The following is a 26,932-nucleotide window of genomic DNA, read 5'->3' as shown; positions in this document are numbered from 1 at the left end:
GCGCCAGATCACGGTATTTCCTGGAGGCGGATCGTAAGCGGCAAGGAGACCCCGTCTGGCGGAGGGGGTGAACGATCGGCTATCGGCTGCTAAGTTTGTGAGCCGATGTGAGCTTCTATGTCTGCGCCTAGTTCTGGAACTAGAACCTTCCATATGATCGAAGCGGTCGCCGACCGTCTTGAGGGAGCGCCGCGGCAGCTTCGCCGACGCTGGTCGGACGAGTTTAAGGCCCAAGTCGTGATGGAGGCGCTGGAGCCTGGCGCGAGCGTCTCGGCGATCGCCCGCCGGATCGGCATTCACCCGTCGCAGCTGTTCGCCTGGCGCCGTGACGCTCGGGCCGAGCGGCGGCGTTATCGCTCACGGCACTCGAGTTGCGAGGGTGTGGTGGCGCCTGTGGCAGGCGCGGTGATCGAGATTGCCATTGGCGAGGTGATCGTGCGCGCCGGCGTGGACGTCGACGAGGCGCAGTTGCAGCGGGTGATCCGGGCGGTCCGTTCGGCATGATCCCCTCCGGCGTGAAGGTGTTCCTGGCGAGCCATCCAGTCGACTTCCGCAAGGGTATCGATGGCCTTGTTGCGCTGGTGCGCGATGCCGGCTCAGATCCGTTCGACGGTGCGCTTTATGTGTTCCGCGCCAAAAGAGCCGACCGAATAAAGATCGTATGGTGGGATGGCTCCGGCGTGTGCCTCTATTTAAAACGGCTTGAGAAGGCGAGGTTCTGCTGGCCGCGGATCGGGCATCATCGGGTGCAGCTGAATGCTGCGCAGTTGATGGCACTGGTGGATGGGATGGACTGGAAGCGGGTCCGGACCGCGGCGGTCAAGCCGCCGGAGATTGTTGGGTAAAAGCACTGCGGCGAAGTGAATCAGCGGCCTGAAAGGGCAAGAGAACCGGGGCAAAATGTGCTCTGGTCGGGTCAATGACGCCGCCCGATCTCAGCCTCCCGAATGACGTAGAGACGCTGAAAGCCATGGTGCTTGCCATGGCCGAGAAAGCGGCCCGCGCCGATGCTCTGGAGAGCGAAGTCGCCGATCTCAAGGCCCGCAACGCCGATGCCGATGCGCGCATCGAGCGGCTGACGCAAATCCTGAAGGCCTTCGACCGCGCCCGGTTCGGCCGACGATCGGAGAAGCTCGGCTCGGCGAACGGCGACGATGAACAGCAGGCCCTCGTCTTCGAGGAGATCGAGACCGGCATCGCCGCGATCAAGGCCCAGGTCAGCAAGGGCCGTGCGCAGGCGGATGGCAAGCGTGCACCGCGTCGGCGCAAGGGCTTTGCGCCCCATCTGGAACGGATCGAAACCGTCATTGAGCCGGAAGAGCTGGCTGAGCATGCCGGCAAGCAGAAGGTGCTGATCGGCGAGGACGTGTCGGAGCGCCTGGATGTGGTGCCGGCGAAGTTCCGGGTGATCGTCACGCGCCGTCCCAGGTATGCCTTCAAGAACGCGGACGGCGTCATCCAGGCGCCGGCCCCGGCCCATATCATTGAAGGAGGCATTCCGACGGAAGCGCTTCTGGCCCAGATCGCCGTCGCCAAATATGCCGACGGCCTGCCGCTCTACCGGCAGGAGGCTATCTACGCCCGCGATCATGTCGAGCTCGACCGCCAGCTGATGGCGCAATGGATGGGCAAGCTCGGCTTCGAGCTCGAGATCGTGGCCGACAACATCTTCAGCGAGGTCAAGAAGGCCGAACGGGTCTTTGCCGACGAAACCACCTTGCCGACGCTCGCTCCGGGCTCCGGATCGACAAAGACGGCCTACTTATGGGCCTATGCCCGGGATGACCGAACCTTTGGCCGCAGCGGTCCCCCGATGGTGGCTTATCGCTTCGAAGACAGCCGCTCCGGCGAATGCGCGGTCCGCCATCTCAATGGTTATCGCGGCATCCTGCAAGTGGATGGCTATGCCGCCTATAACAAGCTCGCGCGATCCGATCGCGGCAATGATGGCATCACATTGGCTGGCTGCTGGTCACACTGCAGACGCAAGTTCTACGAGCTGCATGTTGCAGGGAGCTCGGAAGTGGCAACGGCGACGGTCGAGCGGATGGCAAGGCTCTGGCAGGTCGAGAAGACCGTGCGCGGTCAAAGCCCCGACGCTCGCGTTGCCGCGCGCCAGCAAACCTCCGCGGCGATCGTCGCAGATCTCTTCGATCTCTGGCAGCAGACCTTGCGGCGGATCTCCGGCAAATCAAAACTGGCTGAGGCGATCCGCTATGCCGTCTCGCGCCGTGCCATCTTCGAACGCTTCCTGACCGATGGTCGCATCGAGCTCGACTCCAACGTCGTCGAACGCGCCATCAGGCCACTAACAATCACGAGAAAGAATAGCCTCTTCGCTGGCAGCGACGGCGGCGGACGAACCTGGGCGACCATCGCAACGCTGCTGCAGACGGCGAAAATGAACAACGTCGATCCGTTCGCCTGGCTCGCCTTAACACTTCAGCGTATCGCCAACGGCTGGCCGAGCAGCCAAATCGACGCGCTTATGCCATGGAACCACGCAGCCTGACGGCCTCAGCTTGCCGCTTACGGCGGATCGTTGGCTCGGGCTAAATATCCTCCGAGCCGCGCGATCTTGACGACATAGTGCGAGAGCGTGCTTCGTCGAGAGCAATCGCCACCCCTGTCTTTCACAAAATGATCAAGAAGCCTGATTTCGGGATCTGTCAGCGCCGTTTGCGGTACGACATTCGGCGAGGAGCGATTGAGCATCGTCATCCAGAAGACGCGCCAACTCACAATGCAGAAGACCGCGACCAGATTGACCAGACGCTCAGCAGTTCGCAATTTTGAGTCCTCTGCTTTGCAGCCCGATTTGAGGATCTTATGGAAGACTTCGATCTTCCACCTCAAGGCATACCAGTCGATCTTATTGATGGCGTCCTTGCGCGATCGGACCGGGAGATCGGTGAGGAGCTTCCACTCGATTTTCTTTCGCCGCTTCGGCCTTCCCCGCTCCTGAGCGTGGATCACGGTCAGAGTGAGTGCGGGATATTTCGTCTGTTTGCCGATCGGCGGCAGGACGCGTATCTTGCGGTACCTGATCTCAAGAACGGCGTCGTCGGGATCGCCTTTGTCGTCCTTGACCTTGATCCGATGTAGACCCTTGATCGTCACCTCGTCCATTTCGTCGGCAATTGTATGATTGCCGTCCCCGGCAAGCCGATCAACACAGGTTCGCACCAGGAAATGCGTTCCGACCTCCTCGGCCAGGCAAAACAGCTCATAGATGTCGCTCTCGCGATCACCAATATGAACGCATCGTCCAGGAGCAGCGAGAAGGTCGGTCGATTGCCGTAAATTCCCGAGCCAGCGGATGCTCTCCTTCTGCTCGATCGGCACCCGTGTCGGATTGATCTTTCGCTTCAGCGCCGTCGTCCCCTTGAACTTCTTGCGGGTCCAGAACTTGATTGCCGACAGTCCGAGCGGAAGCCCCTCGGTCGTCACGGCGAGACTAGAATGCATCAGGATGCCGCACTGTGTGCGTCCTGCCGTCTTGCCCGTAAAGCCGATCAGATCCGGCTTCTCGCGCTTGAAGCTGAATTCCGTCGTGTCATGGAGGACGAGGATCGGTCCCTCCGTCGCCGCTACGCGCCCGCGCGTCGCCTCGAAATGACCGCAAAGAATATCCGCCTCATTGACCCGCTCATTGGAGAAGAAGCGATAGGCGGCCTTCGTGTTGGCCCAGTCCTGACAAACCAACGGGATGCTTTGACCCATGTCGCTCCCGACTTGTGCGAGCAATTTGCAGAACCGGCGACCAAGCCGCTCATCATCCCGCAGCTTCGATCAACCCACGTCTCGATACCGGTCGTCAATCGCTGAGCACGCGTCTCCGCGCGTTCCTTCACCAACCCCATCGAGCACCCCACTTCCGAATCAGGTGCTCAACAATGAATCACAACAGATTCTGCCGATTCAAGATTTCGCCCGCCGCGCCTCGCTCAAATCCGACGTCAAATGTGGGTAATTGAAAGGTCAGCTTGCCGCTTACAAAAAACAACCACCCGCCAGCGACCTTCTCGCGGCTTCCGAGTTCTTTCGAGATGCGCCTGCAGCCGCGGTGTGGACTCTGCGCGCGCACCAATGCTTAGCCGGGCTTTGCTGCCTTTAACAACTGCATCCGTCTTCAGCAACCGGCGACAACGAGCTGACCACCGACGCTCGAAAATGCCGTTTTTTTCTGAAGGCGCGTTGCCATCAGAACTGGCCGATCAGGCGATCTTGGGAAAGTACTAGGCGACCGCCCCAATCTCATTGGCACTCATATCACATCCATTGATTCAACTGCTCACCGCTGATGTTGTTGTATCTTGAGATTATCCAATAACTTCGAGCCTTCACTGAACGATCTGGACCAAGATCGCTCTGCCAAGTCCAGATAGCTTTTTAGCAACTCGGAGGGCGTTTTTACCTCGGCAACGACTCTTAGAAAATTGGCGTGATCGTGCAAAGAGGAAGCAGTCAACCTCAAACTGTCCTTCAAAGCCGCGGCGAAACAATTTGTCGTTGCTTCGATCGACTTCTGCCATTCTGGAAACACGAATGAAGCGCGCGTGGCTGTCGTCGACTCCTTAGTATGTTCGGCGGCGCCACTTGGCCCAGCAGCCGATGCTTGGGCCACTTGCGGCCCTTGTTGTGTGCGGCGTTTCTCGTCTTCAGCTACGGTCGATGCCATTGCTTTCCTCTCTGAACTGTAAAGTTGTGATTAACCTGCAGAAGATAGCACGATCTTCAGTATCCGATACCTGCCACTTCTTGTAGCTTCGATCGCAAGGACCTGACTTGACGACGAAATACAACGTGAGCAGTGCTGGCCGCGAACTATTCAGTCTGCCAGATTCCGGTAAGTGCCCCGATGGCAATTCTGCGGCGATAGTAACGCGAGCCAAGGGGAAGCAGATCGCTGATCGCCGAGTTGTGTCGGTCGCGAACGGCAGGCCGCCACAATGGCGTATCGCGCTCGATCAGCGATTGGTTCGAGAGGCAGGAGCAGCAGGTTGATGCGAGATCGGTTGCATGGGGCGAGTTCAAGGGGAGCTCGATTTGGATGGCCGAGACTGTGTGGTGGATTTTGCGAAAATTGATGCGCAAGGATAGCGCTCATGCGGTCATTGGTCATGTTTTGAGGTTCCGGGGCTATGTCGCGGAGAGTAGGGTTTCCAGATGGGGAAAACATCCGAAATGGCATGTCGCAAAGGCGTATAGGGGCTAAGCAGCACCTCCCTGGGTAAAAGCAGATGGATAGAACTAGGAGTCTCGATAGACCTCGACTGTGAGACCTTACCAGGCGATCTCAGAGAGAGGATCGCCTTGCAGTCGAAACGGCGCTGTCAAATGCGGTGCCAAGGCTGATGCACTCGCTCAGAGACATGAAAGTGATGCGTGATGAGCCGCTGCAGTCGCCTATGCGAAGCAAATGGGAGCGCGTAGTGCGGGAAATCCGCATGCTGCGTGCGATGTGGCGGGGGCTGGAAAGAGTTATGCGGGATTTTGGGTGACGAGGTGATCAGGCGGCGTGGTTTGCCGGCATTTGGATGACCTCGATGATCGTCGCGGCAAGATCGGGGTGTTCCCCGAAATTGGCGATCGCCACCCGGATCGGATCGGCGAGCGCAGCCCCGGCGCTGACCAAAACCGTCGCTGCGGCATAGACCAACTTCCTGATAGTTAATGGTCTATCCACCGGATCACTCCCTCCTCAGCTTTCTCTTTTATTGCCTTTGGTCGTAATTCCGAAATGTACAACCGAAGTACCTTGTATTTATAGCTATTGCAATCCCGATTTGTGTGAGAACGAGACTTCAGTTCGGGTGCCGGTCCATTTCCTCCCAGCGACAACCCACTGGGTTAGGAAGTGCAGAGTCTGCGCTTGGCGTCGCGCCCGATCGAGCGATTCGTTGCGGCCCCCGTGGCCGTTGCTCGCGTGGAACGCCACCAAGTAGCTTTCACGGTTCATTATCACCAGAACGCCCACTTGCGCGGGTCGCTCTCCAAACAACCGGACCAGCTCCTGCGTCGAAGAAGTCGGGCCGGCCGAGTGCAGGAAACTCATCCAGCATCATCAGGATGCTGGCGGTGCGTGCGGTCTCTTGATCAGGATGGCGATGTCCAAAATGGTCGAAGAACTCGGGCACCGTGTGGTCGGTGAGGCCGAGAGATATCGAGAGCGCGTCGTCCTTTGCCATGACGGCCGAATTCAATCTCGCCATTCTCGACATCAACCTGCAGGGCACCTACGTCGACCCGGTCGCTGCGGATCTTATCGCTCTTCGCCGCAAGCCCTTCATGTTCGCATCCGGCTACGGCCCCGAGGTCCTTCCGTCGCTGCTCAGAGGGCGCCCAACGAAAAACGGCCTCGAGTGCGACAAGGCCCTTTCAGCATTCCCGATTGCGTCCGACTTAGCCGTCCGACGCGGGCAATCCAAGAGTCCCAGGCGCAGCCGAGTTCCGCGCCATCGTCATGCGCGCCTGTCACTACCGATAAACCCGTCGGCCTCGCAAGACATGTCGTCGATCGTGATAGCAGCGCGCGGTTCCGCCGTCCGCAGTCCGTTGCCCTCTGCGCACCGGTCTCGTAACAGTGACGAGGTGATTGCGGTCGGACCCAGACGGGTCTTACGCTACCGAGGAAGTTCAGATCTTGGAGGCGCAACCACCGATACCGACATTCGGTTGCTCAAGTCGCGATCTGACCGAGGCCGATGACGATCCCTTCAGCGCCCTCTTCCTTTGAAGCTTCCATCGATCGGCGAGGTTTAAAGCGATAGGCGCCGAGATCGCGCGGGGCGTGCCGGGGAGCTCAGAACATCCGTTGTCGCAAGGCAAGCCGGACGAACCATCCGAACGTGCGATAGATCTCAACCTCGGTGTCGACGAGCGGCAGAATTCTGCGCAGGTAGATCGAGGCCATGTGCAGGGCAGCGATTGGCTGCGCCATCTTCCAGGCCTGCAGCGCCGCGGCCCGGCCCAGCCGCTGTTGCCAGGGCTCGAGATAGGCATCGCGCATACGGCTGCGCAGGCTCGGATCACGCGACATCGGCACCGCGATGCCCTCCGCCATCAGCAATGTCAGCGCGCTGAAGAACGGGCATCCGATGGTCGCATCCGACCAATCGAGGAACCGGGCGTGGTTTTTGCCGGACAGGATGTTCGGCGCCCACAAATCACCATGGTCGATCGAGACCGGGAGGTCGGCGGCATTCAGTTCGGCGATCAGTCCGCTCAGCCGCGGCCAGGCGTGATGCAGGCGTTGCAAATGATGATCGCTCAGGCCGGCGAGCGTACGGGTGGCGCGCATGGGCTCATCGCGCAGGGCGCCAATGTCGGCTTCGATATCGGTCAGATCAAGCGGTGGAATCCCGCGCGCGATGAAGCGGTCCACCGCGCCGCTCGCATCCAGCTGCAGGCGTCCGAACTGCGCGGCGGCTTCGATCCAGGCAGAAGGCGCGCGACGGGCCTCCAGCGTCGGCTCGGAATAGGCATCCATCAGGAACCCCGAGCCCGCCCGATAGCGCGCCACGAGATGCGGGACATGATCCGGCGCGATCCGCATCAACAGGTCGATCACGTCGGCCTCGACATTGAGTGGCGCCGGCGAACATTTGAAATACCAGGTCGCGCGCTCCGCGGTGACCCGGGCGAGCCAGGCGATCTCCCAGCTCCGCAACTGCTCGACCCGGAGCACCCGCCCTGCACCGAGGCGATCCGCGGTCTGCTCGAGCCACCCGACCGCGGCCACTGCAAATCCCGCCTTCCACCACGGCCGGTTGCCCGCGCGCGGTCGCATCGCGTGCCCGAGATCGAACAGTTCGCCGCGCGGCGAGACTGCGAACGGCTTGATATCCGCACGGTCGATGAGGCGATAGGCACGGGAGGCGCGCTCGAGCGGGCCGGCGGCTTCGAGCAGATGGATCTGACTGCGCGTCTCCCGGCTTCGTGGGTCCGTATACCGCCGCAGACAGCGCAGCACATACACCGGCAGCTGGAGCTGCCGCTGGACCAGAGCGATGAATTCGGCGACTTCACCGGACGCGACGGCCGGCGCACGGATCTCCGGCAATGCACCGGTGCCGCGATCGACCAACAAGCGGCGGCCGGATGCGTCGACAACAGCGATCAGATGCGTGATCTTCACGGCTTGTCCCAGCGCCGGGCGCAGCGAGACGTGCGGAAGATCACCTCGGCAGTCCCGCTACGGGGTCCGGACATCGTGGCGCGGCAGGCCTCAGACGAGCTGGATGCCATGGCTGCTGACAAGCTCGGAGACGCGGTTCCGGTAGTCGACCGCCTGCTCCATGGTGACGGCGGGACAGCACCCGCGCATGAAATCCAGCAGCAGCTCATCGGTATCGATCATATCCTCCTCGGCGTACGTGCCCTGCACCGACAGCAGATAGTCGTAGTCGACCTCCAGGCCCAGCCTGCCCGCGGCGTCCCGGGCCGAGCTTGGCATGCGCAGGTAGTCGAACGCCAGAGATCCCGGGTTGGGGTACAGCAGGTTGACGGTGATTTCCATGAAGGCCTGCGCGTGGCGCCGCAGGCAGTCGTTCAGGATCCTGAAATTCGTCTCCATGATGTCCGGCGTGATCCCGAGATGCGTGACGATCAGCCCGGCACCGATCCGGGCGCCGCGCTGAGCCGCGCACGCGACCGCTTCGAGATTGTGCTCGAGCATGTCCTGCGAGCCGTTGCGGCTGGCGGAAATGTTCATCGCCCGAAGCGAGATCGTCGAAAACGCCTCCAGGCCGATCCAGAACGTGTCGTAGTTCAACTGCTCCATCATCAGGTCGATGCGATGCAGCTTGTTGGCCTTGAAGGCGTCGGCGCGGGCGTAGGACAGAAAGCGCGGGCGATCGTCGCGGTGCATGTCGCGATACCAGTCCGGGACCCGGTCGGCCATCCGGTTCAGCAGCGGCCAGAACGTCAACGGCAACTCGTCGGTCGTGACCAAGAAGTAGTTGTAGCCCTGCTCGACGGCGCTACGGATGATGGCCCAGGCGCGCTCCGCATCGGCGCCGATCATGGCCTTGCTGCCAGGATTGATGGCGCAGAAGTCGCACGCGTTCAGGGGGACGCCGTAGTCGTTTCGCCGGCCGCCGAACTTCAGGCATCCACGCGCGAACTCGATAGTCACACCGCGCGCGCCGCGGGCACCAAGCGAGGGCATGCTGCGATGCTGCTCGGCCAGATACAGCGCGTCATGGTCGAACGGCCCGCGGGTGAGCGAGTAGTCGACCATCGGGAGCCGGTGAAACTCCTCGGGATCCTCCTCGTTTCTGATGATCCTGCCAATGTCGGCAGGATCACGAAACACCAGCTCCGGGTAACGGCTGAGATCGACGACGCGGCGCTCGGCAAGATCGGCCATCAAGCGGCTGAAACCCTCGACGACATCATTGCCGTAGAAGCCATAGTCGAACGCTGCGCGGCGCTGCATCGCGATCCGCCAGATCGCCGAGAAGCCGTCATTGCCGAGCACGGTGTGGATGTTCGGATCGAGCCGCTTGACGCGCTCGGCGATCCGGGCCGAGGCGACATAATTGGCGGTGTAGATGCTGAAGCAGACCGCGAACAGACGCGGTGCATGCGCTTCCAGATATGATATCAGCTGGTCATTGCCGGTGACCGACGCATCGAAATATGTCACCTGATAGCTGAGGCCGCGTGCGGCGAGCTCCGTGCGCAAGGCCGTGCCGAGGGTCAGCAGCCCGAGATTTGGAAAGGCGTTGGCCTGGTAGGGTTCGGCGGCTTCGTCGAACAGCGTCGAGGCGCTGTCGGCGGCGTTGATCAGAACGATCTCTTTCGTCGCAGGCAATTGGACCGAGCCGTCGATCACGGCGCCCTCTATCTGCCGAGCAGGTAGGCAAAGATCAGCGGGGCGACGATCGTGGCATCGGACTCGATGACATATTGCGGGCAATCGCCCGCGATCTTGCCCCAGGTGATCTTCTCGTTCGGAACCGCGCCACTATAGGCGCCGTAGCTCGTCGTGGAATCACTGATCTGGCAGAAGTACTTCCACTCGGGGACGTGCTCCTCCAGATCCTGCCGGATCATGGGAACGACACAGATGGCGAAATCGCCGGCGATGCCGCCGCCGATCTGGAAGAAGCCCATCGGATGCCGGGCCGATCCCTCGCGATACCAATTGGCGAGCTCCAGCAAATAGTCGATGCCGCCCCGCATCGCCGCCGGCGACATTTCGCCTCGGATACACAGCGACGTGAAGATGCTTCCAAGCGTCGAATCTTACCACCCCGGAACGAACAGCGGCAACGAGCGCTCGCAGGCCGCGACAAGCCAGCTGTGCTCGGGGTGGATCTGATAGTGCTTCTTGAGCCGGCCGCTGCGGATCAGCTCATAGCAGAATTGATGCGGCAGCTTCGGCTTCCCCTCCTGCTTCGCATCGCGCCAATGCGTCTCGATCAAATGCTGGATTTTTCGGATCGCGTAGTCTTCCGGGATGCAGGTGTCCGTGACCCGGTTCAGCCCGCGCTCGAGCAGTTCGACCTCCTGCTGCTTCGACAGATAGCGATATCCGGGCACGCGGACGTAACGGTCATGAGCGACGAGATTGAACAGATCCTCCTCGAGATTCGCGCCGGTGCAGGTGATAGCATGCACCTTGCCGGCCCGGATCATCTCCGCGAGTGACAGACCGAGTTCCGCCGTGCTCATGGCGCCGGCGAGCGTCAGCATCATCCGGCCACCGGCGTTCAGGAACGTCTCGTATCCCTGTGCCGCGTCCTTCAGGGCGGCGGCATTGAAATGGCGAAAGTGGTGATCGATGAACCCGCGGATCTCGGCCGCCATGTGCCCCTCTCTCGCCAGCGGCGCCGAAGAGCGGCACCCACTTTAAGGTTGTACATGAAAATGTATCGTACTACAAGTATATCATGGCATTGGCGATGGTCTTCTCGGGTACTGGATCGGCATACAGCGCGCTCAGGCGGTCGGCTGGCCGGAAGGAGGTCGGATGGAGGCTCACGAGATCTTTCTTGATCTTCCGATCAAGCGCGGCCATGGCGACCTCATAGCTTATTTTGCTGACGCGCTGACATCGCGACTGCCGCGGGATGTCGTCCCGATCCGCTTCGTCGTCACCGAAACGACCAGCGAATGCTATCGCTGCGAGGTCGGCGTCATCAGCAAAGGTCCGGCCGCCCTGATGGACGACCGGCTCGGCATCTTCCGTTTCAAGGATCGCAAGATTCACGGCGGCGACGACTTCAATGTCGTGTACATGGTGCCGACCGGTATCGGCGCCGAAGTTGGTGGTCATGTCGGCGACGCCGGACCAGCGGCGCGGCTGCTCGCCGCGACCTGCGACCGCCTCATCACCCATCCCAACGTGGTCAACGCGGCCGACCTCAACGAGCTCCCCGAGAACGGCGTCTATGTCGAAGGCAGCGTGATCTGCCGCCTGCTGATGGGCACGATCGGGCTTCAGCCGGTGCGGTCCAACCGGATCCTGGTCGTGATCGGCGAGCACAAGGTCGAGAAGATCACCAACTACTCGATCAATGCCACCAACGCCGCCCGCGCATCCTGCGGCTACCAATGCACCGAGCTGCTGCGGCTGGATCCGCCATTCGACATGAAGGCCTATTTCACGTCTTCCGGCAGGGCCGCCGGACGGGTCGAGCATCTGGAGCGGCTGCTCGATCTGCTTGCCGCGCGCCGCGGTCAATTCGATGCGGTGGCACTCAACACGATCATCGAATATCCCGAAGACGATATCATCGCCTATTACAACGGCCCCGACGATTCAGTGAATCCCTGGGGGGGCATCGAGGCCATCCTCACCCACGCCGTCACCCATGTGCTCAACGTGCCGTCGGCGCACTCGCCGCAGCTGAACGAATACAAGTCGATTCCGGTCGGTGTCGGACATCCGGTGATGGCCGCGGAGCTGATTTCGGCGGCCTACCTGCAATGCATCCTCAAGGGACTTTCGCGCAGCCCGCGGCTGATCGTCGACCCCGAGGCGATGCTCAATCGCAACGTGCTCACGGCCGCAGATATTTCCTGCGTCGTCATGCCCGACCGTTGCCTCGGCCTGCCCACCCTGGCCGCGCTACAGCAGGAGATTCCTGTCATTGCGGTGCGAGACAGCACCAATCGCGCGCGTACCGATCTGTCGATGCTGCCATGGGCACCGGGCAAGCTGTTATATGCGGAGAATTACCTGGAGGCCTGCGGCCTGTTGAGCGCGCTGCGTTCCGGTGTCGCCCTCGACGCGTTGCGCCGTCCGTTGCATCGGCTGGAAACCCCGATCATCAGGCCGTCGTGGGACATGGAGCCGGTGCAGGCCAGGTTGAGTGCTGCTGGATGAGGCCATGGCGTGCCCTCACGCAAACGTCGAGGCGCTGCTTTCCGAACTCCTGCCGTCGGAGCCGATGCTTTGCGTCTGGCCGGACCGAATTGCTGCACAACTCCGGCGCTTCCAGGGCGGCTTCCCTGGCGAGCTGCTCTACGCCGTAAAGGCCAACCCTCTCGCTTCCGTCCTTCGCGCGCTGTGCGCAGCCGGGTTGCGGCGTTTCGACGTGGCTTCGATTGCCGAAATCGAGGCCGTCACGGCGATCCGCCCCGACGCCGAGCTGTTCTTCCATAACCCGGTCAAATCACGCGACGCGATCCGCAGGTCGGCCAGCTTGCCGCAGATCCATAGCTTCGCCGTCGATCATGCCGATGAGCTGGCCAAATGCATGGCCGAGACCGACCGGCGAGATATCCAGATTGCCGTGCGGATGGCGACACAGCGCGCCGACGCGGCGCAGGATTTCAGCACCAAGTTCGGCGCGGCACCGGCCGAGGCCGCGCACATCCTGCGCGCGGCCCATCAGGCCGGCTTCGCATGCGGTCTCACGTTTCACGTCGGCACGCAGTGTCGCAATCCCCAGGCCTATTTCGATGCGCTAGCGGCCTGCGGTGAAGTCGCAGCCGTCGCGGGCGTTCCCCTGGCCAGCATCGATGTCGGCGGCGGCTTCCCGGCGGCGCGTGCGGGCGAGATCGTCCCGCCGCTGGAAATTTATTTCGACGTGATCGGGCGCAGCTTCCGCGATCTCCATATCGAGAGGTGCCGGCTGCTGTGCGAGCCGGGCCGCGCGCTCGTCGCCGAGGCCTGCGCGGTGCTGGTTCAGGTCGTGCATCGCCGGGCCGATCGTCTGCACATCACCGACGGCGTGGCAGGCAGTTTCGGCGAACTCTCCTTTCTCGATCACCGCGTGCCCGCGCGGCTGTACCGCAGGCGAGGGACCGACGTCCGTGTGGTGGACGGCGAACCGAACACTTTCACATTGGTGGGGCCGCTTGCCTTCGACACACGAGATGAGCTGCCTGGCGGTTACATCCTGCCCGCAGATGCGCGTGAGGGCGATTGGATCCTGCTCGGTGAGTTGGGGGCTTACGCCACCTGCCTGGCGGCTGATGTTCAGACCTATCGACGACCGATCGAGGCGACGGTTGCTGAGTGGCCATGGATCGATGCCCGGGAGCGCGACCATGCGGCCTGAGACAGCTGATCGAAGCGAGCCCATCATCCGAGGCTGCGATGTGCCCGACCTGCTGCAGCGACTGCAGCCGGCCGAGCCATTGTTCTGCCTGGACCAGACGCTGCTCGACCAGCGGTTACGCGACGTGCTGGCCGCGTTCGACGGCGACATCTGCCATGACCTGCTGGTGAATCCGCACCCGCAGATATTGGCGAGGCTCGCACAAGCGGGCATCCGCCGGTTTGCGATCTCGAGCCCCGCTGATCTGGCTCTGCTTGATCAGCTCGCCAAGCCGATCGTTCCGGTGCTGCGACAGCCGATCAATTCGCGATGCGATCTGCAGGTCATGGCGCGGCGCGGGGTGCGCGTCTTCGCCATCGATCGCGAGGATGGCCTGGCTAAACTGCATGACGAAGTCGGCTTTGACGAGATCGAGGTCGAGGTCATGGTGCCTGTTTCCCTGATCAGGCAACCACGCGAAGCCTCCGACCGGCTGCATGACCGGGCGATCGAGACCATGCTCAGCGCAAGCCATGCATATGGCTTCTCCACATCGATCGCGATCTGTCCGGGCGTATCATCCGGCAGCGATGTTGCCGCCGCGCTGGCTTACGGCCGATCGCTCGCGCAACGCTCCGGCATTGCCCTCGCGGCAATCAACCTCGGCAGTGCGGAGATCCGTCCCGGCGGCGAAACCATCGAACAACTCTGTACGGCCGCCTTCGCACACGCCACTCGGCTCGGCCTTACGACAACCCGCCTTCGGCTCGACGCCAGCCGTGCCGTGGTGGATTCCTGCTGCAACGTTGTGATCCAGGTGCTGTTGCGCAAGCCTGACGCCATCTACCTCAACGATGGACGTTTCGGCTGGTTGCATTCGCTCGACCGCCGGCTTCGCCGCGACGGTCCGGCGCCGCGGCTGCGCCGGCCGAACGGCACGCCATCCAGCACCACGCGCAGCTTCCATGTGTTCGGGCCGACCTGTGATTCCTGGGACGCCTTCGAGATCGCGATGGTGCTGCCGGCTGATGTCAAGGAAGGCGACTGGATCGAGATCCCGGCCATGGGCGCAGACACGTTGCCCTGGGCCTGCGCCTTCAACGGTCTCCATCCCGATCTGTTTGCCGTGATCGCCCCACGATCCGGATTCCCGCGATCCGAAGCCGGCTGATCCAGCCATGCAGCCGTTCCAATCACGCATCCTCCATCCTCAACAGCGAGTGCGCAGTCATGAAACGATCGGGCGAGATCGAGCGGCGTCACGACATGACGCACGAACGGTTCTTTGGCGAGATCTTCCAACAGCAGCCGGCCGTGATGACCGAGCAGATCTCGCATTGGCCGGCGCTTGCGGCCTGGGTCCCCGGCTACTTCAAGAGCCGTTACGGGCAGACGCCGGTTTGGCTCAGCCGCTATGATCCCTCATCGGAACGGACCTTCCTCGAACAGAATATCGACCACCAGTTCCGCGAAGGCACCATGGCGGAATATGTCGATTCGTTAACATCCGAGAACGGCCGCTACTCCATTCGCGAAAGTGTCGGCCTGCTGCAGCGGAATCCGGAGCTGCTCGACGACCTCGATCATTTCCGGCCGTTTGGCTGCGTTCACGAGCCTCCCGACGATCAGTTCATGGCGCTCTGGTTCGCGCCGAAAGGAACCATCACCGGCATGCATATCGATGTCGGAGAGAATGTGCTGTTTCAGCTGCACGGCCATAAGCACGTCATGCTGTTCTCTCCCGACAACACCGCACTGCTCTACGAAGAAGACCTTTCTAAGCTCGACGCGCCGGGGCTGGCCGATCGTGTCGATTCCGACACCCTTCAGATGTGGCGTCATTACGTGCGCTGGAGCAAGGTCAACGCGTTCAATCCTGATTTCGCGCGATTTCCTCTGCTCGGCGCGTCGAGCTATCTTGAAGCGGTCATCGGACCGGGCGACGCCCTCTACATCCCGTGCGGATGGTGGCACACCGTCCGCTCGCTCGATGTCACGATCAGCGTGTCGAAATCGGTGTTCAAAGACGAGTTCCTGCGGTCAGGGCCTCCATTGACGGATGCCAGGCCAGTTGCAGCCACACGGGAGACGCGCTCATGAGATACGCAGGGACGATCGAACGGGCTCCGGCGATGACGCACGAACATTTCTACGACGCCTTCTTCCAGAAGCGACCGGTCGCCATGCCGCAGAGGATCTCGCATTGGCCGGCGCTGGCACAATGGAGCCCGGAGTTCTTCAAGCGCAGTTATGGCGATCTGCCGGTATGGTTGAGTCGCTATGACCCGCACTCGGAACGATCCTATCTCGACCAGCATATCGAATATGCCAGCCGCAAGACGACCATGGCCGACTATGTCGACGCGCTGTCCGGAGACCACGGCTTCTTCTCGATCCGGGAAAGCATCGGGATGCTGCAGAGCCATCCGGAGTTGCTCGATCATGTCGACGGCTTCCGGCCGTTCGGATGCAGCCGCGAACCGGCCGAAGGTCAATATATGGCTCTCTGGTTCAGCCCGGGGCACGACACCACCGGGATGCATATCGACCTGGCGGAGGGATTGTTGTTCCACATCTACGGGCACAAGCGGGTCATCCTGTTCGCGCCGGATCAGACCGGGCTGGTCTATGAGGACGATCTGAACAAGCTCTATGCCAAGAGGCTCGAAGAGCGGATCGATCCCGAGGATCTCGAGATGTGGCGCAACTTCGTCCGCTGGAGCAAGGTCAACCCATTCGAACCGGACCTCGAGCGGTTTCCAATGTTGCGGGACGCCACCTATTTCGACGTCGTCATCGGCCCCGGCGATGTGCTCTATATTCCGCTCGGCTGGTGGCACGCCGTGCGATCGCTCGATACCACGATCAGCATTTCCAAATCACTCTTCAAAGACGAATTCCTGCGCGCATGACGAGCCCCGATCAGCCTGCCGACTGGCAATGGTCCCTGGACCCGCCCCTGCTGCGGGAGGCGTTGTCGCGCTTCGGATGCAAGGCGGAGGCCGCCGAACCGGTCGGAAGCTTCATCAGCAAGGTCTATGCCTGCCAGCGCGAACACGACTGGATCGCATTGAAGATCACGCCTGACTGGTTTCACGACCGGAATGAGATTCTCGCGGAATTGGATTTCATCGCCTTTCTCGAGCGAAACAATGTGCCGGTGTTGCGCCCGGTGCGATCGGACGGCAATCAGCTGGTCGAAGTGATCCCGAGCGACGATGCCGATCTGCTGGCATGTGCCTCGCAGTGGATCGACGGCGAGGCTGTCGAAGGCCCGGACTGGACTGCGGATTACTTTCGACGCACCGGCGCCATGATGGGACATATTCACGCCGCCTCGACGCTCTACCCGGCCGTGCGGAAACGTCAGCGACGGCCCAACTGGGACCATGACGACTACTACGAAGAGGGGCTCGCCAGACTTCCTACCCGGCTGTCGCACATCGCGGCGAATGCCAGACAGCTGGTGGAGCGGCTGCGAGGCCTGCCGATAGACCCCGCCCATTTCGGCTTGCTGCATGGTGACATGAACGTCGGCAATCTGCTGTGCTGCGATGACGGCAGCATGCGGGTGATCGACTTCGAGAACTGCTATTATGGCTGGTTCATGGACGATATCGCCGCGGCCCTGTACTACACCGCCCACGATCGCTGGGAATATTTTCCGGACGATACCTACCTGCAATGGAGCGCCGCGAATGGGTTGGCGCCGGATGGCGCTGCGTTCGGCACCTTCTACTTGACGCACTTTCTCGAGGGTTACAGGTCCGTGCGCGCGGTTGGTCGGGATTGGATCGATCGAATACCCGACTTCCTGCAGCTGCGGCACCTGGACGAGTTTCTGGCCAAGTTCGACGGATCGCCCTCCTTGTTCGATGCAGAGGGCAATCGGGCGACCCTCGAGAGCTACGTCCGCGAACTCGAGGCCGGGGTCTTCCTGTGACGGCCGCCGCACGACCCGCTCAGGTCTCGTCGTCGGCCGGCTTCCACGCCAGATCGTAGCCGGCGAAGTCAGGCACCGCAGCGCCGAGTACTTCCTGGGCGAAGGGCCGGAAGTCATCCGGCGCGGCGCGCGAGATCGCGGCCGACCAGGCCGACGCGGCGTCCTCCTCGTGCCCCTGGCGCCGGACGATGTCCAGCATCACGCGCTTGCGGTCGGGCGTCATGCCGGGGTGCGCGAGCACCCACTCCCGCATCCGCGCGTTATGATCGACATAGAGACGCTCATTCAGCACGTCGAGCCGATGATAATAGTCCGCCGGCGTCATCTGGAGCGGCAGCCGCATCGACAGGATCTCGTTGCCGATACAAAGATAGGACGGGTCGAAGATCCGACCCTGCGCCAGATGGTCTTGATGAAGACCTGTCTCTGGCAGCGAGAACGGCACGAACACCATCGGCAGCACGTTGGGGCACTTCTCGGTCAATTCGACCAGGTAGGACGTTGTCTCCTGTTCGAAATCCCTGGCGCTGAGGCCATAGATATAATTGACGATGATGAAGAACGGACATTGCGCGCAGATATCGATCAGATCCGACCGCCTGTTCTTCGCGTAGTCGGTATGGATGTTTTCAAGTCCGACCTCCAGCAGCACGAAACCGGCGTCGGTGAACAGCCGGCGCATCTCTGGCTGCCTGAGCGCCGAAGAAGTGGTGAATCCCATCGCGTAGCGGTCGCCAAGCCCACTCAGCCCATGCATGATGGCCTTGCCATGCTCTCCCAGTCCAAACAGCGGATCGTTGAAGACGATCAGTTTCTCGCCACAGGATGCAATATCTGCAACCACATCGGCCGCGTCGATGGTTGCAAAGTTCGTTTCGGCATCGGTGCAGAACGAACAGGTATACGGACATCCGGTCGAGGATAGCGCGTTGCGGAAGCCTTGCGCGGGAATGAATCCCCGCGCCTGAAACTCTGAATAACGCGGCAGGCGATCGATGGAACGCGTCGTCGCGTAGCTGCGCTGCAGCCTGCCTTGGCCCACGTCATCCAGGATCTGCAGGAACAGCGCCTGGTCGCACTTCTTGACGATCGCATCGGCGCCGGCGCGATAGCAATGCTCGGGAAAGCTGACCGCATGCGGACCGCACACGACGATGCAGCCATCGGTCTGGGCGCGATAGGCCTCGATGGCGTTCTTCAGGGCATAGGCAGCAACGCTGAACAGCACGATGAAGACGACGTCAACGGCGGCACCGCGCCGGCGCGATTCCGGCTCCCAAATCACCTCGACATCCGCGCCTCGCTGGGCCGCCCACGCCGCGCAACTCAGCAGCATGATGGACTGTCGATCGTCGCGGGTATCGCTGCAATAGCGATCGATCGTGACCGCGTATCCCGCGGCGAGATGCTCGAAGGCCACTCGCAACGAACGCGACCGCTGGCCGCGTGCACCGGGACGTGAGATCGTGCGGACCGTTGCCATCATTCTACCCCGCCGACACGTTCGGCGACGCGCGGATGTGACCGGACATCAGCCGGTTGCGCGTTCCGTTGACGAAGAACAGCATGCGGACAAAGGCGATCGGATTGAACAGGATGGCGCTGTTGAGCGCAGCCGAGACCGGCGCACCGTGATCCCGGTAGGCCGCTTCCAGCGTGGCCTGCCGGCGCGGCAACTCGGTCCAGTAGATGCCGGGCGCGCGATGATGGGTGAGATGGGTCGAGATGTTGTGCAGATCGAGGGCGGAGAGGAATCGGCGGTAGCGGCTGTCGAGCGGAACGTAGGTGGCATAACGATAGGGATCGGCGGGTACGCCGGGCACGTGGTCGGTGTAGTTGTACACCGCCACCATCAGAGTCGATCCAACCCACGTCACTGGAAGCCAGAATAGAACGGCCGCGCGCCAATCCAGCAGCGCCAGCACCGCGGCCAGCACCAGCGTCATCACAAAGCTCGCAATGCATTCGACCTTATGTCGCACCTTCATCTCGCGGAAGAACTGAAGAATGTGAAGCTCGCGCAGCGCCAGGCGGAGGTAGGCCCAGATGCTAGCGTGAGCGGACGTATGGCCAACCATCGTGGTGGTCGTATCGGCGTCTCCATTGTTGAAGCGGTGATGATGGAAATGCAGGTACCGGTACCAGATCGCCGGCAATGGCAGGACGCAGAAGCAGAGCCGATGCGCCGTGTTCAAAGCAGGACTGCGAAAGACCGGAAAATGCGTGGTCCAGTGCAGGATGGCTTCGAGACGTCCGCCCAGGATGCAGCCGACCCACAGCATGATCAGTTTCGCCCATAGCGGTGCGGTATCGAAGTGCCGGAACAGCAGCAACAGGAGAGCGACGATCAAGCCGAGATAGGCGACGAGCACGACCCCGCCCCAGCGGACCGAGGACGCATCATTTGCTGTCGCGCCTGCCGTCCTATCAGTCATGGTCGACCAGCGAAATAGCGGCCTTGGTCTTCGTGCCGCGTGCATAGGGGATCGCCGCGACGATCTCGACGCCGACCTCGACGCCGTCGCCAAGCAGGCCCCGCATCCGGGCCTCGATCTTTTTGCGCGCCAGCCGATCGATCGGGCTCGACGGGCTCGCGGCAGGAACCAGATAGACACCGACCCTGTCGCGGGCGTGTTGAACAATCTGATACTGGATGCCGTTGACCGGAATGCGGGATTCCAGCACCCAGTTATAGGCATCGTCCATGATCGTGCCAGCCGGCACGATCATGCCCGATTGGGTGACGAAGCTGTCCCCGATCCGGCCCATCGGCTGGGAGATCCGGCCGAAGGTGCAACCGCATTGGCATCGTGTCGCATTGCCGAGCGCGCTGGCAAAGTCACCTTGGCGATAGCGGATCAACGGCGTCGCTTCATTGACGAGATTGGTGCCGACCACCTCTCCTATCCGATCCGTCGCACATCTGCTGCCAGTGTCGGGATCGATGATCTCCGCAAAACACGCATCCTCTTCGAGATGGTAGCTGCCGAACGGGCATTCGAGCGCGATCCGGATCAATTCCTCGCTCGAATATTCGTCGCAGATCGGCACCCCCAGGGCGCGTGACAGGTCCAGCCGTTCAGCACGGGTGGATGCCTCGGAATGGGTGATGACGAGCTTCACCCCACATTCGGAAAGGTTGACGCGAACACGCGCCAACTCGCGCAGATAGCTCGGGTAGAGGGAGATCACCGACGGTCGTTGCTCGCGAATGACGCGACAGGCCTGCTCGATCGGGGTGCGGGTCGACAGGAAATCCTGCGGAAACAGGCCATCCGTCGAGCTGAACCACCAAGGGCAGGTGATAATGAAGAGCGTCGCATCGGCCGGTCCGAGCTGCCCGCTGCTCTGGAAGATGTTCTGCCGGGCCATCTGCAGATTTTCGAAATGCACGCCGTTCTCGCTGACCGCGAGATAGACGAAGCGCCCGGAGGATCCGGAGCTGGTGGTCATGAACTCGACGTTGTGCAGGCTGCTGACGGAATTGTCCGGCCAGCCGGCGATGAGATCGTCCTTGGTCAGGAATGGCAGGCGCTCGAAATCGGCCCAGCCCCGCAAATCGGCGGGCGCGAATCCGACCGCGCGGTATTTCTCCCGGTAGAGTGGGACGGTTTCATAGGCATGGGCGACGATCTGCTGAATGCGGCGAAACTGCCAATCCCGGATCGCCTCGATCGAGGCCTGCCGAAGCGCGATCATGCGGTCGAAATCGGCGTCATAGCACTCTCGCAACTTGCGGTGATCGGACGCTGTTTCGGCCCTAATGAGATCGGGGCCGATCTTCGCCTCCATCCATCGCTCGCTATTCCTCGAATACGGGCCTTCCGGCGCGTCGGTGCGATCCATCGCGGGCTCTCGTGCTGGTCGTCATTCAATTATCGTTGCGTTCGCCGTGGCTCCTGGTGAGCGGGACCGGACAATAGGACCCGGCCGTCCGGCCGCTTGCCGGCCCAGGCCAATCCGTTGGACAGGGCGGCTCGTCGGGCTCGGATGTCGGCGGCTGCGCGGCGCAATAGGACGCGACGTCCGATGACGGCTGACAGTCGGACGGCGCGGGCACACAGCCTTGTGGCACCTGCTGCCGATAGACATCGACCGGCGCACTCTGTTTGACGGAGTAGAGGCAGAACTCCATCTCGCGGCTATTGGCCACGACCAGCATCGCGCCGTGTGCTCCGTTATAGCGCTTCTGGCTCCCGGGCTGCACCGGGCAGCTCTTCTGATCGTACAGATACGGATTGCCACCCAGACCGTTGACAAAATATGGCATGCCCTCGATTTCGAGGCGCTCATAGGCGTGTTCGTGGCCGGACAGGATCGACGTCGCGCACCATTGCTTGAAGGGCCATCGCATCCAGGCCCCAGGGGCATCCTCGCGCGCGGTGGTGTAGGGCGGGTGGTGGAAGTACACCAGCTTCCATGGCGCTTTCGATGCCGCGAGCGCTTCCCTCAACCAGCCTGCCTGCTTGGAATTGCAGCAGGTCCCATCCTGCTCATGATAATCGCTGTCCAGCCCGAACAGTTCGACCAGTGGACTTGGCGCGACGTTATAGTAGCGCCCCTGCACTGCCGGCTGAGTGTTCGGCGAATATTGCTTGAGATAGTCGAAAAAATCCAAATAAGGATAGGGCGTGCCCCAGGCATATTGAGGATCCTTGCGCGTCGTTCCCCAGTCGTGATTGCCAAGAGTCGGAAAAAACTTCTTCTCGCGCACGAAGTTGCCGTAGTGATCCGCGATGTTGCGCTTGATGGTGCTCTTCTTGCCGCTGTTGTAGTTGTCGTCCCCGACCGTGATCACGAAGTCGACGGAGAGCCGCTTGCGCCAGCCTTGCGCCATCTTGGAGACGACGCCTTCGCATTGATACTTGCTGTAGCCGAAATCGCCGATCACGACAAAGCGAACCAGATTCGGGTCGGGCGTGATGCCCTTCCCGCAGGCGGCCAGATCGCTCTTGACCGGCTGCTCGCCGGCACTGCAGCTGACGGTGCGGTACTGACAGCAGGGGCATGTCTCTTTCGCTTCGTTGCGGGCATCCGCAAACGAGCGTGCGTCGCCCGCCTGCTGTGCCAGCAGCGGCGCCGACGGCCACAGCATCAGAACGGCTGCGGCGAGGAGCGATCCGCAGATGAAGATCGGCCATCTGACAAACATCAAGGCGATGCAGCACAACCCATCCGGCATCATCAATCCTTCCCGCCCACTCGCCGCGGCGTTGCCAGCACGATCGGGCTGATCGCCGATTGATCGGCGGTGACCGCGGTACCGGCGGCTGGCATCGGCTGCGCCTCGGCCTCCAGGTCGAGTGAGTGGCTCAAATCCGTGGTACGAAGCGATTTTGTCACGAAGGCTCGACTGACAAGGTCGACGACAACCGACGGATTGAATTTCCGACAGGAAAATACATCCAGCACGAACTGGCTTTGCAGCGGCCAGGTATGGATGGCGCAATGAGAGGTCGAAAGAACCACGATGCCGGTGACGCCGCCTTCGTCCTTGAAGGGCTCGCAATTCATCCGCCGGATGTCCTCTTCGACCTCGTAGATATGAGGGGATCCCAGCGCGCGCATGTTGAGAGCTTCGACCAGGTCGTCCAGCAGGCCCTTGATCCCAGACATGCTGCGTAGCCGGTCGGGGTCGCCAATTCCGACCGCCTTGATGTGCCGCCCGAGGATCACGTGGGCCCCCTGCTTAAATCACTGGTCTGGTTCCGGTCGCAATCAAAGAGCGCCTGCGAAATACACCGGCGCGAAGCTCTGTGTCGTCCGCTTTCGCATTCGGCTCGCGGAGACGGCGTTGTAATCTATAATCCTTTCAATCTATGGTGTCTAGTTGTAATCCGGGCAATTCTCAATCGCCACGGATGTTGCGCCGTTGACGGATGCGACGGTGCGACACCACGCGATCAGGGACATGTATTCCGATCGGTTTGGCGCCACCTATGTCGAGATCAGCCCAGTTCGTTACAAGTCTTACCGATGACTTTGGTCGCTGTGAAAGGCGAAGTAGCACCCGACAGCTGTCCAACATAGCCGGTGTCGAACAGCCCTAGTCTGACTGAGTGTGCGCCGGGAGGCCGGCAAGGAATAGATGGTGAGAGTCCATTACGATGAAGGAGTAGCGCCCCACATCGGCCCCGAGCCGTGCGGCAGCGTCCGTGAGGGCGTTGGCGAAGCGTCGGCAGGGGAGCATACAGGCCAGCCATTGAGCCGCGAAAGAAGATTATCCCGGGAGTCGACGCTGTACTCAGAGCGGAAGGCGACGCGGACGGGTGCGATAACGCGAGCACCTGGACGTCCCGGCGTGGTCGTAGACCCTGGCATGTATGGACGTTCCTTGCGCGGAAACCGGGAGATCTCGAGTCTGACCGGGGGACGGTTCGGCCGCCCCGGCCCGCACCGGGAAGGCGAGGAGCCGTAGCCGGTGATGCACGGACACGAGAAGTCAGACCCCGCCATATTAGCAACGAAGCTGACGAACAAAGCTGGGCGACCGGCGGCGGAGTCGGCGGAGCGAAGGGCGGGGGCCAAGGGGAACGCGAACCAGCTCAGCACGCGCCGGGCGCAGGACCGGGAAAGCGTGTCACAGGCGCTGGAGCGCGTACGTCAAGCCGCAAGGCAAAGGAAGAAGGAACGGTTCACCGCGCTCTACCACCATCTCAGCCTGCCTATGCTCAGGACGGCGTTCTTCGCGCTTAAGCGGGAGGCGGCGCCTGGAGTGGATGGGGTGACGTGGCGGGACTACGAGGCCGATCTCGATCGCAAGATCGCAGACCTGCACGCACGGGTCCATCGGGGAGCGTACCGGGCGCAACCAAGCCGCCGCCGGTATATTCCGAAGGCGGATGGCCGTCAGCGCCCGCTCGCAGTGGCTGCCCTGGAAGACAAAATCGTCCAACGCGCAACTGCTGCCGTGCTGAACGCGATCTTCGAGGAGGACTTCCTCGGATTTAGCTATGGCTTCCGGCCCGGGCGCGGCCAGCATGATGCGCTGGACGCCCTGGTTGCCGGGATCAACAGCACGAAGGTGAACTACATCCTGGACGCCGACATTCGGTCGTTCTTCGATGGGGTCAGCCAATCTTGGCTGGCCCGCTTCGTTGAGCATCGGGTCGGCGACAAACGCATCATCCGCCTGATCCAGAAATGGCTTAAGGCGGGCGTTCTTGAAGACGGAATCGTCACGACCAATGATAAGGGAACGGGCCAAGGTTCGGTGATCTCGCCGCTCCTCGCCAACGTCTACCTTCATTTTGTGTTCGATCTCTGGGCCGAGCGCTGGCGACGGCGCGACGCTACGGGCGATATGATCATCGTGCGCTTCGCCGACGATATCGTCGTCGGTTTCGAACATGAGGACGACGCCCGTCGCTTCTGGGACGCGATGCGAACGCGACTGCAGGAGTTCGCACTGTCGCTCCATCCGGAAAAGACCCGCCTGATCGAGTTTGGCCGCCGTGCTGCGACCAATCGCGAGCGGCGCGGGCTCGGCAAACCGGAGACCTTCAATTTCCTCGGGTTCAGCTTCATCTGCGGCACATCGCGCCGAGGCGGCTTCCTGCTCAAGCGGAAGTCACGGCGCGATCGCATACGAGCGAAACTCAGCGAGATTAAGGATGAGATGCGACGACGGCGGCATCAGCCGATCCTCGACCAGGGGAAATGGTTGAGGCAAGTCGTCACCGCTTCTTCGCCTACCATGCCGTGCCGACCAATGGGCGCGTGCTGGAGGCGTTCCGCTACCACGTCATCGACCTATGGCGGCGCTCGCTAAGGCGACGCAGCCAGAAGGACCACCTGACTTGGGCGCGGATCACGAAGCTGTCGGATGACTGGCTCCCGAAAGCGAGGATCCTTCACCCCTGGCCAGAACAGCGCTTCGCCGTCAAGCACCCGAGGTGGGAGCCGGATGCGGGAAAGCTGCATGTCCGGATCTGTCCGGGGGGCGCTCAGCAATGAGCGTCCCTACCGGGATCACAAAACCGCCGGCTAGAATCAATGATGGTTGCAGCATGGACCATTAGCCGATGAGGCCGACATGAGCGGGCGTGGCACGAAGACGAGCGAGAAGCGATTTGAGGCGTATTTGGAAGGGCTTGCCAGTGTCATCGGCCATGCTGATCGGAAGGCGCCGCTGCGCGACTATTGCGTCGGCCTGATGGCCTGTGGCGGTCGCAAGAGCGTGGAGCCGATGGCGGCGGTGACGGCTCCGGAGCGGACGGCGGCCCAGCATCAATCGCTGCTGCATTTCGTCGGCAGCGGTGCCTGGTCGGATGAGAAGGTGCTGGGCAAGGTACGCGAGATGGTCCTGCCGGCGATTGAACGCCAGGGCCCCATCGAAGCCTGGATCATCGATGACACCGGATTTCCCAAGCAGGGGCGACGCTCGGTTGGAGTTGCACGGCAATATTGCGGGCAGCTCGGCAAGCAGGATAATTGCCAGGTGGCGGTGTCGCTGTCGATTGCCAACCACCACGCCAGCTTGCCTGTCGCTTACCGCCTTTATCTTCCGAAGGATTGGACTGAGGACCGCGATCGGCGGCGCAAGGTGGGCATTCCTGCCGAAGTCGGCTTCCAGACCAAGCCGGAGATCGCGCTGGAGCAGTTGCGGTGGGCCTGCGCGAGCGGCCTTCCGCGCGGTGTCGTGCTGATGGACGCTGGCTATGGCAACAACAGCGACCTGCGCACCGAGATCACGGCGCTGGGATTGACCTATGTGGCGGGTCTTCTGTCGAGCACGACGGTATGGGCGCCCGGCACCGGTCCCTTGCCGGCGAAGCCATGGTCGGGCCGCGGCCGTCCACCAAAACTGATGCGCCGCAACCGTCAGCATCAGCCAGCCGCCGTCAAAGCGCTCGCGATCGGCCTGCCGGCCCAAGCTTGGCGCACCATAACGTGGCGGAAAGGAACGAACGAAAAGCTGACCTCGCGCTTTGCCCGCGTGCGGGTTCGTGCCGCGCATCGTGATTATTGGCAAACCACCCGGCGAGCGCAGGAATGGTTGCTGATCGAATGGCCGAAAGGCGAGGACCAGCCTACCAAATACTGGCTCTCGACATTGCCGGAAGATGTGGCATTCCGGACGCTCGTTGAGACGGCTAAATTGCGCTGGCGCATCGAACGCGACTATCAGGACCTCAAGCAGGAGGTCGGGCTCGGTCACTTCGAGGGACGCGGCTGGCGCGGCTTTCATCATCACGCAACGATGTGCATTGCGGCCTACGGATTCCTGATCTCCGAGCGGGAGACGATTCCCCCCTCAGGCGCTCGGCGCGCCCGGCCGATCCCGCTCAATCGCATTCCCGCAGATTACAGACCCCGCGGATCTGCCGCTGCGGACCCAACGTCACATTCCAAATTCGATCGCGACGATGCGACGGCGGCTCGAACATGGGCTCGTCCGAATGCTGTCGAGATGTCCTTGTTGTGCGATCAAGTTCGACCACTACACAGATCATCGTTTGTGACGCAGTCAGACTAGGTGTTTGGTCCC

General features: G+C 61.8%; 22 protein-coding genes and 1 pseudogene. 11 read left to right on the top strand and 12 right to left on the bottom strand.

What is annotated here, in order from left to right:
- Positions 1-153 precede the first annotated feature (153 nt).
- From ACVWZM_RS22650 to tnpC, 3 genes are all read left to right on the top strand, one after another.
- Positions 154-504, top strand: a complete 351-nt coding sequence (locus tag ACVWZM_RS22650; RefSeq protein WP_253606702.1) for a transposase — start codon at positions 154-156, stop codon at positions 502-504.
- A complete protein-coding gene (gene tnpB, locus ACVWZM_RS22645; protein WP_027583889.1) occupies positions 501-845 on the top strand; it encodes an IS66 family insertion sequence element accessory protein TnpB in 345 nt (114 codons plus the stop codon). The genes ACVWZM_RS22650 and tnpB overlap by 4 nt, the downstream gene beginning before the upstream one ends.
- A 74-nt stretch (positions 846-919) precedes the next feature.
- A complete protein-coding gene (gene tnpC / locus ACVWZM_RS22640) occupies positions 920-2,512 on the top strand; it encodes an IS66 family transposase (protein WP_456851746.1) in 1,593 nt (530 codons plus the stop codon).
- A 17-nt stretch (positions 2,513-2,529) separates the two neighbouring features.
- On the opposite strand, the gene ACVWZM_RS22635 is transcribed toward tnpC, so the two are convergent.
- From ACVWZM_RS22635 to ACVWZM_RS22605, 7 genes and pseudogenes are all read right to left on the bottom strand, one after another.
- Positions 2,530-3,723: an IS4 family transposase gene (locus tag ACVWZM_RS22635; RefSeq protein ID WP_456854896.1), complete on the bottom strand. Its 1,194-nt coding sequence runs from the start codon at positions 3,721-3,723 to the stop codon at positions 2,530-2,532.
- Positions 3,724-4,294: 571 nt separating this feature from the next.
- Positions 4,295-4,681, bottom strand: coding sequence for a hypothetical protein (locus ACVWZM_RS22630; protein WP_456854894.1), 387 nt, complete (start codon positions 4,679-4,681; stop codon positions 4,295-4,297).
- Between the two features lie 831 nt (positions 4,682-5,512).
- Entirely contained in the window at positions 5,513-5,662 is a 150-nt protein-coding gene (locus ACVWZM_RS22625) for a hypothetical protein (protein ID WP_456854892.1), read from the bottom strand.
- Between the two features lie 289 nt (positions 5,663-5,951).
- Entirely contained in the window at positions 5,952-6,191 is a 240-nt protein-coding gene (locus ACVWZM_RS22620; RefSeq protein WP_456854890.1) for a hypothetical protein, read from the bottom strand.
- A gap of 614 nt (positions 6,192-6,805) precedes the next feature.
- Positions 6,806-8,089, bottom strand: a complete 1,284-nt coding sequence (locus ACVWZM_RS22615) for a hypothetical protein (RefSeq protein WP_456854889.1) — start codon at positions 8,087-8,089, stop codon at positions 6,806-6,808.
- Between the two features lie 141 nt (positions 8,090-8,230).
- Complete coding sequence (locus tag ACVWZM_RS22610; RefSeq protein ID WP_456854887.1) at positions 8,231-9,841, bottom strand: B12-binding domain-containing radical SAM protein; 1,611 nt, start codon at positions 9,839-9,841, stop codon at positions 8,231-8,233.
- A gap of 8 nt (positions 9,842-9,849) precedes the next feature.
- Positions 9,850-10,818, bottom strand: a pseudogene (locus tag ACVWZM_RS22605) (deoxyhypusine synthase family protein).
- A 163-nt stretch (positions 10,819-10,981) separates the two neighbouring features.
- On the opposite strand from ACVWZM_RS22605, the gene ACVWZM_RS22600 reads away from it, so the two are divergent.
- The 6 genes from ACVWZM_RS22600 to ACVWZM_RS22575 are packed head-to-tail and all read left to right on the top strand — an operon-like array spanning position 10,982 to position 17,442.
- Positions 10,982-12,340 (top strand): DUF3326 domain-containing protein, encoded by a 1,359-nt coding sequence (locus tag ACVWZM_RS22600; protein WP_456854885.1) that lies wholly within the window; start codon positions 10,982-10,984, stop codon positions 12,338-12,340.
- Complete coding sequence (locus ACVWZM_RS22595; protein ID WP_456854883.1) at positions 12,327-13,520, top strand: type III PLP-dependent enzyme; 1,194 nt, start codon at positions 12,327-12,329, stop codon at positions 13,518-13,520. The genes ACVWZM_RS22600 and ACVWZM_RS22595 overlap by 14 nt, the downstream gene beginning before the upstream one ends.
- Positions 13,510-14,670: a hypothetical protein gene (locus tag ACVWZM_RS22590; RefSeq protein WP_456854881.1), complete on the top strand. Its 1,161-nt coding sequence runs from the start codon at positions 13,510-13,512 to the stop codon at positions 14,668-14,670. The genes ACVWZM_RS22595 and ACVWZM_RS22590 overlap by 11 nt, the downstream gene beginning before the upstream one ends.
- Before the next feature lie 59 nt (positions 14,671-14,729).
- Positions 14,730-15,599, top strand: a complete 870-nt coding sequence (locus ACVWZM_RS22585) for a cupin-like domain-containing protein (RefSeq protein ID WP_456854879.1) — start codon at positions 14,730-14,732, stop codon at positions 15,597-15,599.
- Positions 15,596-16,411: a cupin-like domain-containing protein gene (locus ACVWZM_RS22580; protein WP_456854877.1), complete on the top strand. Its 816-nt coding sequence runs from the start codon at positions 15,596-15,598 to the stop codon at positions 16,409-16,411. Before ACVWZM_RS22585 ends, ACVWZM_RS22580 begins: the two co-directional genes overlap by 4 nt.
- Positions 16,408-17,442, top strand: coding sequence for a phosphotransferase enzyme family protein (locus ACVWZM_RS22575; RefSeq protein ID WP_456854875.1), 1,035 nt, complete (start codon positions 16,408-16,410; stop codon positions 17,440-17,442). Before ACVWZM_RS22580 ends, ACVWZM_RS22575 begins: the two co-directional genes overlap by 4 nt.
- A 19-nt stretch (positions 17,443-17,461) precedes the next feature.
- On the opposite strand, the gene ACVWZM_RS22570 is transcribed toward ACVWZM_RS22575, so the two are convergent.
- The 5 genes from ACVWZM_RS22570 to ACVWZM_RS22550 are packed head-to-tail and all read right to left on the bottom strand — an operon-like array spanning position 17,462 to position 23,118.
- Positions 17,462-18,928, bottom strand: coding sequence for a hypothetical protein (locus tag ACVWZM_RS22570; RefSeq protein WP_456854873.1), 1,467 nt, complete (start codon positions 18,926-18,928; stop codon positions 17,462-17,464).
- A 1-nt stretch (position 18,929) separates the two neighbouring features.
- Complete coding sequence (locus ACVWZM_RS22565; RefSeq protein ID WP_456854871.1) at positions 18,930-19,877, bottom strand: fatty acid desaturase; 948 nt, start codon at positions 19,875-19,877, stop codon at positions 18,930-18,932.
- Positions 19,870-21,288, bottom strand: coding sequence for a phenylacetate--CoA ligase family protein (locus tag ACVWZM_RS22560; protein WP_456854869.1), 1,419 nt, complete (start codon positions 21,286-21,288; stop codon positions 19,870-19,872). The genes ACVWZM_RS22565 and ACVWZM_RS22560 overlap by 8 nt, the downstream gene beginning before the upstream one ends.
- A 25-nt stretch (positions 21,289-21,313) precedes the next feature.
- On the bottom strand, positions 21,314-22,627 hold the full coding sequence (locus tag ACVWZM_RS22555) for a metallophosphoesterase family protein (RefSeq protein WP_456854868.1): 1,314 nt from the start codon (positions 22,625-22,627) through the stop codon (positions 21,314-21,316).
- Entirely contained in the window at positions 22,627-23,118 is a 492-nt protein-coding gene (locus ACVWZM_RS22550; RefSeq protein WP_456854866.1) for an S-adenosylmethionine decarboxylase family protein, read from the bottom strand. Before ACVWZM_RS22550 ends, ACVWZM_RS22555 begins: the two co-directional genes overlap by 1 nt.
- A 901-nt stretch (positions 23,119-24,019) precedes the next feature.
- Between ACVWZM_RS22550 and ltrA the strand changes: the two genes are divergently transcribed.
- Positions 24,020-25,213: a group II intron reverse transcriptase/maturase gene (ltrA, locus tag ACVWZM_RS22545; protein WP_456854864.1), complete on the top strand. Its 1,194-nt coding sequence runs from the start codon at positions 24,020-24,022 to the stop codon at positions 25,211-25,213.
- Positions 25,214-25,477: 264 nt separating this feature from the next.
- On the top strand, positions 25,478-26,920 hold the full coding sequence (locus ACVWZM_RS22540) for an IS701 family transposase (RefSeq protein WP_456854862.1): 1,443 nt from the start codon (positions 25,478-25,480) through the stop codon (positions 26,918-26,920).
- The last annotated feature ends 12 nt before the right edge of the window (positions 26,921-26,932 follow it).

Source organism: Bradyrhizobium sp. USDA 4501, assembly GCF_054062115.1.
Note: the sequence above shows the minus strand (reverse complement) of the source record. Positions and strands in the feature narration are given on the sequence as shown.